The organism is bacterium, assembly GCA_008933615.1.
Lineage (GTDB): Bacteria > CLD3 > CLD3 > SB21 > SB21 > SB21.
On record WBUR01000021.1, the window covers coordinates 59,375 to 68,696 of the forward strand.

At 41.0% G+C, this 9,322-nt stretch carries 9 protein-coding genes; 2 read left to right on the forward strand and 7 right to left on the reverse strand.

All coding sequences use genetic code 11. From position 1 onward, the window contains the following. Positions 1 to 211 precede the first annotated feature (211 nt). The 7 genes from F9K33_09350 to F9K33_09380 form a co-directional block, all read right to left on the reverse strand. Positions 212 to 1,570 carry a diaminopimelate decarboxylase gene (locus tag F9K33_09350; protein ID KAB2879458.1) on the reverse strand — a complete coding sequence of 453 codons (1,359 nt, stop codon included), beginning with the start codon at positions 1,568 to 1,570 and terminating at the stop codon, positions 212 to 214. An 8-nt stretch (positions 1,571 to 1,578) separates the two neighbouring features. Next, complete coding sequence (locus F9K33_09355; GenBank protein ID KAB2879459.1) at positions 1,579 to 2,625, reverse strand: ATP-grasp domain-containing protein; 1,047 nt, start codon at positions 2,623 to 2,625, stop codon at positions 1,579 to 1,581. Beyond that, complete coding sequence (locus tag F9K33_09360) at positions 2,618 to 2,869, reverse strand: HPr-rel-A system PqqD family peptide chaperone (GenBank protein ID KAB2879460.1); 252 nt, start codon at positions 2,867 to 2,869, stop codon at positions 2,618 to 2,620. The genes F9K33_09355 and F9K33_09360 overlap by 8 nt, the downstream gene beginning before the upstream one ends. Before the next feature lie 31 nt (positions 2,870 to 2,900). Then, entirely contained in the window at positions 2,901 to 3,359 is a 459-nt protein-coding gene (locus F9K33_09365) for a DNA-binding protein (GenBank protein KAB2879461.1), read from the reverse strand. Positions 3,360 to 3,442: 83 nt separating this feature from the next. Continuing rightward, on the reverse strand, positions 3,443 to 3,916 hold the full coding sequence (locus tag F9K33_09370; GenBank protein KAB2879462.1) for a hypothetical protein: 474 nt from the start codon (positions 3,914 to 3,916) through the stop codon (positions 3,443 to 3,445). Between the two features lie 508 nt (positions 3,917 to 4,424). Next, a complete protein-coding gene (locus F9K33_09375; GenBank protein ID KAB2879463.1) occupies positions 4,425 to 4,889 on the reverse strand; it encodes a DUF2141 domain-containing protein in 465 nt (154 codons plus the stop codon). A gap of 67 nt (positions 4,890 to 4,956) precedes the next feature. Then, the gene (locus F9K33_09380) at positions 4,957 to 6,327 is read right to left on the reverse strand and encodes a DUF3943 domain-containing protein (GenBank protein ID KAB2879464.1); all 1,371 of its coding nucleotides are present in this window, start codon (positions 6,325 to 6,327) and stop codon (positions 4,957 to 4,959) included. A gap of 195 nt (positions 6,328 to 6,522) precedes the next feature. On the opposite strand from F9K33_09380, the gene ettA reads away from it, so the two are divergent. Both ettA and F9K33_09390 read left to right on the forward strand, forming a co-directional pair. Continuing rightward, positions 6,523 to 8,196, forward strand: a complete 1,674-nt coding sequence (ettA, locus tag F9K33_09385) for an energy-dependent translational throttle protein EttA (protein KAB2879465.1) — start codon at positions 6,523 to 6,525, stop codon at positions 8,194 to 8,196. A gap of 4 nt (positions 8,197 to 8,200) precedes the next feature. After that, the coding region (locus F9K33_09390) for an aldehyde dehydrogenase family protein (protein KAB2879466.1) at positions 8,201 to 9,322 on the forward strand (1,122 nt) is incomplete at its 3' end.

Here is a 9,322-nt window from a genome sequence, read left to right on the forward strand (position 1 = left end):
AACTGCTCAATACATAATTTGTTCCAGCAGATTTCGCAGATTCAGTCAGCTATTTTTATCCGCGTAAATTAGCGCGATCTGCGTGAGATAAATTCATAGTTTATATGTAACTACTCAGTATTAGAAATTTTATGTCCCATGAAGCCGTGAGGGATCCATAACAAAACGCATGCCTTCTTAGCGGGAATCAAAGAATTGTTGTTTAGTTACATTACAGGCTAAGTTTTTTTAAATGTTCCGGAAATTGTTCCAACATGTTCATGCTTTCAAGGGTTTCATTGTTTTTGATAACATGCGGATTTCCTTTGGTATCAATCATTACAACATTGGGTCTTAGCGTAATAAATTGCAGCCATTGGGTATTGTTATAAGCCCCTATGCGCCTGATAATATAATGATCACCTTTTTTGAGCAAAGGGAAAAGTACGCTGCCGCGAATTACGTCAATATTCATACAAAGGGGTCCGTATATAGTTGTATCTTCAGACTGATCGGAAGTGGGTTGCGCCGGACGTATATCATGTTCGTACCAAAATGAAGTGAATAAAAAGTTTACTCCTGCATCAATTATTGTTGCGCGCCGGCCATCAGCAAGCCGCTTATTGGCAACTACGGTACCCAGAATATAGCCGGCATCGTCGATAAGCGCCCGTCCCGTTTCCAGTATTAGCAGCGGCAGGTTATCGGGCTTAATTTCCGATTTCATGAAGGCCGATGTAATGGCTTCGGCAAATTCGTCGAATGAGGGCGCAGTATCGCTTCCGGGGTAATAGGCTCCTTTCAGTGTATTTTTCGATGCAAATCCCCCGCCCAAATCAATGTACTTGATTGTGTGTTTATGCTTTCGTTCAATCCCGATAGCCAAATCAGCCAGTTTGGATGCAGCGATGCGATAAGCATCGGTACTCATCATATAGGTTCCAATGTGGGTATGCAAACCAAGCAGTTCGATTTTTTTACTAACCATAATTCGGTTTAACGCATCCCATGCCTCGCCGTTTTCATAATTAAAACCAAAGCGATCCCATTGTGGATAAATGCCGGTATCCATATTTACACGAATGGCAACTTTAGGCTTCTTTTCTAATTTATCTGCCAGTGCGATTATGTCATACAGCTCATCGAAATGATCGATATGTATAAGCGATCCATTGTTAATAGCTTTAGCCAGATCCTCAGTTGTTTTATAGGGCCCGTTAAAAATTATGTTGTTTCCAGGAACTCCGTTCGCAATGGCTTTGTCGTATTCAAAACCGGAGACCACTTCAGCCCACGATCCTTCCTGATGGAATACCTTGCAGACCGCATTCAGGTAGTTCGTCTTGTACGACCATGCAAATTGAACTTTCGGATAACGTGACGCGAATGCCCTGTAAGCTTCTTTATAGGTTTTTCGAATAGTTGATTCAGAAAAAACATAAACCGGTGACCCAAATTCTTCAATCAGCGTCTTTACAGGAATACCATCAATGTGTGTGATCGGTTCTACACGGCTTTTGATGCCGAATTTACTTGGTAATCCCGCGTTTATTTTCTGAATTAGCGGCCGTTCAAACGGAAGTTTTTCCATGGTTGTTTTTACAACTCCCCTTTTGTTGATAATTGTTCAAATTCATCGAGATTACAAATCATATCGTACGAATAGCGAATGAACATTTTGCCGATATCGTAGCCAGTATAAGGTTTTACTTCATTGCCAAGAGCTAGATTAACCAATGCTTCAGGCAAATTTTGTCCGGCTCCTGTTGCGAGATAAACCCATGCAGGCAAGCGAGGGTTTATCTCGATAAGATATAGTTCGTTTTTCAATGTTCTGATCAATTCCAGTTCCATACCGCCCCGCCACTGTGTTGCGCCGATAATCCTATGCGTCAGATCAAGCATGCTCTTATCGTCGAGTGTAATGCCGCCCCATGCTTTCCCTTTATCGGTGATATACTGCTTCCGCATAGGCACCGCACCAACAGTGTTTCCTTTACCATCGCCCAAAGCCACGACATTTACTTCAGTGCCTTTTACAAATTGCTGAACAATTATGGGCAAGCCCCATTTGGCGGATATTTTGTCAAAATACATTTTCCCCTGTTCTGCATTATAGGCAATATACGCATCGTAAAATTTGCCCTTGACTACAACAGGGTAGTCAAAATCTTCCGTGAGATCATTGATGTCAACTGGGCTGGTAATGGCTTTGCTGAAAGGTACCTTTACATCGTATTTCCTGCCAAATTCAGGCAGGTTACTTTTTTGCCGTTCCTCAAATTGCTTGCGAGTTGGCAGAAAAGTGCTGATTCCTATTGATTTTAGTTTGGGAGCTGATTTCATAAACGCATGAAGCTCTGAATCAAAATTCGGTATTAGAACATCAACCTTTTCAATCGCCTGTATGTGCCCTATTCGTTCGATTACGGCTTCTATGCCATCCGAAGGGTATGGAACCTTATAGGTTTTATCTACCAAATCGTGCATATACGCACCGGGCTCAAGATTCTCGTAGGCTAAACCAATAATTCGCGACTCTAAAGAAAATGATTCGCGAATGCTGCGAATCACAGGAATGCCTGGACCCGGACTGTCAATATTATTCAAGCCCGAAACAGCGATAGTTATCTTCGTTTTATTCATGTTCTTCAACTAACTGCATTTGTTTCAGCGTGGACAAGAAATCAATAAAATACCGCTCGAACGAATTTTGATCAACGTCGTATTTCGATATGATCAAACCGGTTATTTCATTCTGATTTTTACCTTGTTTTATCAATTCCAATATCTCCTGTCCAACAGGATTAAGAGAAAAGGAATCGCCTGTTGTTGGGTCAAAAACAAAACCCGACTCGCTTATTGCAACATTCTTCTTTAGGATCATGATAAGTTATCCTTTGAATAAAGTAATCAATGTTTTAACGCCGACGCCAACCGCTCCAGGCAGGAAATCCGTTATCGTCTCTGAGTTTCAACGTATCGTCGCCTCTTTTCAGTTCCGCAGTGATAATAACCGGCTTGCCGTCAATGGTTACACGCGAACCCTTAACCTCGACCTTATCGTTTTTTGAAAGATCAATATCCTGATTGTCGATGTACCACGCCGGCCCGAGATGAACGGAGATCTGTTCTTTGTCCGTTTTTATCATAAGGTGAATACCGTTTGACATTCCTTTCAAAGGCGTGATGGTATCAATTTCCATGATTGTTCCGCTTAGCGTTTCCACGGTCTTAGTATCGTACAGCCTGTGATAATTTCCTTTATGTCCCCAGCCGCCGCTGCCTCGGAATTTCCACCAACCCTGTGAATAAACGGATGAAGATAAAACTGTCAATAACAAAAACGCTGAAATTGAAAAAAACAAACTTGATTTCATGACATCCTCCAATTAAAAGTGATAAGTTTATTATATAACCATATTAGTATATAGTCACTAAAGAAAACATAAGAAAATGGTTTTTATTCCTCTATTTCTTTTCTTTGCTCCCATTCGACGTAATCCAAGAACATTTGCGCATGTTCTTTATGGATTCGCAAATGATCTTCTTTCATTTCCTTATGATACTTTTGCATGCGAGCATGGTCAGATAGAATGGTCTTATCGTCCATACCAAGTATTAGATGGCGATTCTCTAACTGTATATGGGCTTTGGCGATATGAGCATGCTTTTCGCGTATTGCAACATGGCCCTTTTCAATTTCCTGATGTATATCCATCATGGATAAAAAATACTTATCCTGGCTTACATTAACAAGCTTCGAGTAAACATCGACGGCTTTCTCTTGTTCATGGTTTAGGGAGTCATCCATAACAATCATTCTGGCGCACTCCGCCCTCAAGTGTTCATGCTCTTCCCAAAACTTACGTTTGTCCACTCCGGAACACGATGATATGGCAAAAATTAATAAGATGGCAATCAACAGAGTTTTCATGGTATTGCCCTTTTTCTTTTTATTTTTTTATATTCCAATATTTGACATGTCAAAAATATTTTATTCGCCACGTTCATCAAGCCTACACGCCAATCTCTACACATCTTTGTGAACTGCAAATATCACGCCCAACGCTAATTAATTGTATTTTGTGCATTATTTCACATGGTCAACGAGAATTGACGGGTTTATCGTCGACGAGATTATAGCCATACTTAACCATTTCTTGTTTGAATCTTAAAGATCAACAGATCTTCCCCATACAATGACCACTTGTGATTTCTAATAAAAGAGCTATTTTTACTTCAATCAGAAAAATTAGATATAAAAATAAACAAAAAAATAAGGCCATTCATGGCGGATAACACAATAATCTTCTCAATGGTTGGCGTCGGCAAGATCCACAAACCAAACAAACAGGTTCTCAAAGACATTTATTTATATTTTTGTTCAAACAAAGATCCTATTGTTTGTTTAAACGTTGAGTGTCTTTAGGTTACGTCAAGCGTTACATATATATTACTTTTACAATAACCTTCAAGTCTTTATCCAGATCAAATGCCGCATTATCAAATGAGGGTCGGTTAGTTAATCCAATGGACTGGTAATTTGAAAAACCAATTCCCTCCAGGGGTAACATTAAACCCTTTTTTATTCTGCCATCATTGTTTTCATCGTGTAATACATTAACAGCATATTTACCCTGAGGTAAGTTTTCAAACATTACAGAGGATGTGCCGTTCATAATTCTTCCTGTAAGAATTTTAAAATATTTTTTATAGTTTTCATCAGGAAACGCATCTTCTCTGTTATAAAGTGCAAAGACGACAACGCCGTTGGAATTCCGAAGTCCCTTAACCTCTACGGTTAACGAAAAACCGGTTACCTCAGTCTGCTCTTTGAATGAAGAGGATGAAATCAATAAAATCAAGCCAATCCATAGCAGGCGAAAATGTTTAGTTATCTTTTTCATTTGATTGATGATTTACATAAGTTGTTCAATACGCCTCTCATTTTTACAGAAACATTATTTATCTAAGTCAAAAACTCAGTTGTGCGAATAACCTTAAAGCAGAATTAGCCGTTTTGGTATCAGGGAAGGCAGCGTAGTTGCCAAATCGTTCATAGAGCAGAAAATCCATTCCAATATTTAGAAACGAATTAAGTTCGTATGTTGTGCCGGCCTTTAACAGTCCAACAAATTCCTCGCTTTCAGCACCGCTCAACGTGTGAATCCAATACCTTTTGTAACTGAAATGGACTCTGCCATAATTCTTGATGCGTAGACTTGAGCTGACACTAGCACTTGCCCCCGGTCCAATATTGTAATTCCTCCCAAACTCCGTTGCATACTGTGAATTCGTTGCTCCCATCAAAATTGCAGAAAGGGAGAAAGAGTTTTGCACTGTTATTGAAGCGATATCAAAATTATCAATGAACTGTCCCGAAACACTTGTTGCTGATAGTTTATAAACCGTATTGATAATGAGATCGACTTCCTTATAAACGCCGATAACATCCTTTGGGTTTCCAAACATATTGATCTTCGTATCCCATAATACGCCGCTTGCAAAAACGCCAAAGATGTAATCATTTGTATTAACACTGGCTTCTGTGTGAAAAGTGAAGTAGTCAAATGGATCTTTATGCTGCGAAACACTGAACCGGTTCCCATAGCTAAAATCAAAGGCAAAAAACGCATAGGTGTTATTCTTGGAGAGTTTTCTGCTTAAGAATACGTCGTTAACACCAAAAGATATCTGGGGGTAGAATTCCTTTTGCTTGAACGATTTTCCGTTCTTCCACGTGTCTCCTTTGATTAACCGATTGAGCCCATGCATCGGGTTTATTACGAATGCGCCGGATTCTCTGAATAGTCGTTCAAATCCGTTAGTACTTTCGTCGAGGATCAAGTTTGACACTCTGAAGGATATCTCACCCAGAAGAATTCCCGTAACAGGTGTATTCACGATATCATTGTACGATGGCGGTACAGATTCCATAAAATATTCCCACATCAAACTTCCTCCAAGTGCGTAAGGTGCCGACTCCCAAAATCCTAAACCGTTTGCCCGTGCAGCACTAAAATACATGCCGCCATGATAAGGATGTGCGAATTGATTACCAATGTATCCATCGGGGTCCCACTTAAAACCCGTCTGGAAATTTCGCTTAACTGAATTCAAGTTTATATTCGGCCAGTTACGATTCGTGAAGAACTTACTATAACTCCACACACCAATGTTTAATCCGGCCACTTCAACGGCCGGCAACCAATAGTTTTTTGGATTTACAATTTCCATAGATGGACTCAAATTCTGCAAAGGCACTTCGCGGTCTTGAGCATAAGAAGACCAGGAAGTAAAAATAGCAATGATTTGCAAAAGCATCACGACTTTATTTTTTTTCAAACGCTTCACATTATATTATAAATAAAAACAAACAAACTAACCAAAAAGTTTTACCGTTTGGTTAAGTTCAATATAGAACTTAAACTTTCGTTAGTCAAGAAAATTCCTTTAGAGCTTGCGATTTCTAATAAAATGAGTTAATTTTAGATCACTAAAAAAACAAACAGTTAATATAAACAAATAATTAAGGAACTCATGGCTGATAACAAAATAATTTTCTCAATGGTTGGCGTAGGCAAGATTCACAAACCTAACAAACAGGTTCTTAAAGACATCTATTTATCTTTCTTCTACGGAGCAAAAATAGGAGTCCTTGGACTAAATGGAGCTGGAAAGAGTACGCTTCTGAAGATAGTTGCCGGTGTAGAGAAAGACTATTTAGGTGAAATCACATCTCAAAAAGGGATCACATTTGGCTATTTGCCGCAAGAACCGGAGCTTGATCCAAAGAAAACCGTAAAACAAATCGTGGAAGAAGGTGTACAGGAAACGGTTAATCTGTTAAAAGACTATGAAGCAGTTGCCATGCAGATGTCTGAACCGGATGCAGATTTTGAGGCACTTTTGGAAAAACAGGGAAAACTTCAGGAAGAAATCGAACACAAGAACGCATGGGGCCTGGACAGCAAACTCGATATGGCAATGGATGCCCTTCGTTGTCCGGATGGCGATGCGTTTATCGGTATACTGTCCGGAGGAGAAAAACGACGAGTGGCCTTGTGCCGTCTCTTACTTCAGGAACCCGATGTTTTGCTACTGGACGAGCCGACCAATCATCTCGATGCAGAGTCCGTTTTCTGGTTAGAGCAACATCTTGCACAGTACAAGGGAACCGTGATCGCCGTAACCCACGATCGCTATTTTCTGGATAATGTAGCGGGGTGGATACTTGAATTGGACCGTGGAGAAGGTATACCCTTTGAGGGCAATTACACCTCATGGTTAGAACAAAAAAGAAATAGACTTCAAATTGAAGAAAAACAAGAGTCAAAAAGACAAAAAGCTTTGACCGAAGAGCTCGAGTGGGTTAGGATGAATCCTAAAGGACGCCACGCAAAGAGCAAGGCACGCATTGCCTTGTACGAGAAGATGGTAAGCGAACAGAATGAAAAAAGAAATGAGGACATAGAAATCAATATACCACCAGGCCCGCGCCTTGGTAATCTTGTTATTGAGGCGAATAAAGTATCAAAGGGTTATGGAGACAACCTACTTTATGAAGACATGAGCTTTTCACTCCCCCCGGGTGGAATAATAGGCATTATCGGCCCCAATGGCGCAGGCAAAACAACCTTGTTCAAAATGATCACGGGGCAGGAAAAACCAGATACAGGTAGCTTCAAGATTGGGGAGACAGTGAAGTTGGGCTATATTGACCAAAATCGTCCACTTGACGCCAAAAAGTCAATATGGGAAGAAATTTCAGGAGGAGAAGACGTGATTATGCTCGGAAATCGTGAAGTTAACTCACGCGCATATGTGGCACGCTTCAATTTCAGTGGCAGTGACCAGCAGAAGAAAGTGAGCATGCTATCCGGTGGAGAAAGAAATCGGGTTCATTTAGCTAAAATGTTAAAGGAAGGAGCCAATGTTTTGCTGTTAGATGAGCCAACAAATGACCTTGACGTAAATACCCTTCGCGCACTGGAGGAAGCGCTGCTGGAATTTGCCGGGTGTGCGGTAGTTATTTCCCACGACCGGTGGTTCCTTGACCGTGTTTCTACCCATATTCTGTCGTTTGAGGGGGATTCTAAGGTATATTGGTACGACGGAAACTTCACGCAATATCATGAAAATTATAGAGAAAGAATGGGTATTGAGGCTGACAGACCGCACCGAATTAAGTACAAGAAACTAACCAGAGATTAATTTTATGGAACTTACGAGTAGTTTTCCATTCAAATCACTCAATCCATCTAATGAGCAAGTTATTGATAATTATAAAGAAACAGCCCACAATGAGGCTATAAATAGCGTTGAAACGGCACGCCAGGCATTTAAGGTTTGGAGCCAGACGAGTTTTGCAGAAAGATCATCACTACTTCGCAAAACAGCCCAAATACTCAGACTAAAAAAAGAAGAATTAGGCCGTTTGATGTCGCTTGAGATGGGAAAGCCACTAGTTCAAGCTTACGCAGAAGCTGAAAAGTGCGCCTGCGTATGCGAATATTATGAAAAAAACGGAGAAAATTTCCTATCGGATGAATTGATCCAAACTGATGCCACCATAAGTTATGTTACATTCAAACCATCGGGAGCAGTGCTGGCTATCATGCCATGGAACTTTCCGTTCTGGCAAGTGATCCGTTTTGCCGCACCAACCCTTATGGCAGGTAATGTTTGCCTTCTCAAACATGCTCCCAATGTTACCGGATGCGCCTTGGCTATTGAAAACCTGCTCGCGGAGGCGGGTTTTCCAAACGGAACTTTTCAGGTTCTGAAGTTACAGCCGGATATTATTGCTAAACTCATCGAACATCCTTTCATCAGCGGAGTGACGTTGACCGGCAGTACGCGTGCGGGAAGCGCGGTAGCGGAAATTGCGGGACGAAATCTCAAGAAAACCGTGATGGAATTAGGCGGAAGCGATCCGTATATCGTACTGGAAGACGCTGATATGGAAGAAACCGTTGCGTCCTGCGTTACGGGGCGAATGATCAACAGCGGCCAGAGCTGTATTGCCGCAAAAAGATATATCGTTATCGAATCGGTAAGAAAACAACTCGAAGAGATGCTGGTCGAAAAATTCAATAAGATCACATATGGAAATCCGTTGGAAGGAAATTTTGACATCGGGCCTATGGCCAGAAAAGATTTGCGGGACCAGCTTCATGCGCAGGTGGCAGGCAGTATTTCCTATGGCGCAAAACTGCTATGCGGAGGACGAATTCCTGACGGAAAAGGTTATTTTTATCCGGCAACGATTCTAACGGATGTCAAAAAAGGGATGCCGGCTTTCTCGGAAGAGACATTCGGGCCAGTCGCGTCAATAATA